1 protein-coding gene is annotated in these 543 nt (G+C 38.3%); it reads right to left on the reverse strand.

The window, feature by feature from the left end; genetic code table 11:
- The coding region (locus tag AC1DPZ_RS28755) for a FecR family protein (RefSeq protein WP_477409968.1) at positions 1–543 on the reverse strand (543 nt) is incomplete at both ends.

A 543-nucleotide genomic window follows, 5' to 3' on the forward strand; every position in this document is an offset into this window, starting at 1 on the left:
CCTTTTAAAAGTGGTGCTTTTTAAAATAAGCTTCTCGTTCGGTTTTAAAATTATCCGGTCGGCTGGCCGGTCGGCCAGGGTTACTTCAATAGCGCCCCTTATAAGGGTAGTTTCGCTTGCTATATCGTTTTTATATGATTTTACATTGAAAGCCGTACCTAATACCTTTATGCTCATTTTACCTGCATGTACAATAAACGGGTGCCGGTGATCTTTTGCCACGTCAAAAAAGGCTTCACCATTCAGGTAAACCTCGCGGGTTGGGCCTTTAAATGAGGGAGGATATTTCAATGTAGTTTCTGAGTTTAATGTAACAATTGAACCATCACTTAAATAAATCTTTGATTTTACGCGGCTTGGCGTTTTTTTTTGCTGTAAATCGGCAATTTTAATATTGTTTAAACTATAGCCCCAAAAATTGTAAACAGCAAACATGCAAATACCAGCTATAAAAATGGCTGCTATGCTGCGTATAAATATCTGCCTTCTTTTGTAATCTTCTCTAATTATACCGGTTTCGGTTTCTTCGGCATCTTTTTGCGG

It is taken from the genome of Mucilaginibacter sp. P4_G9 (assembly GCF_056400985.1).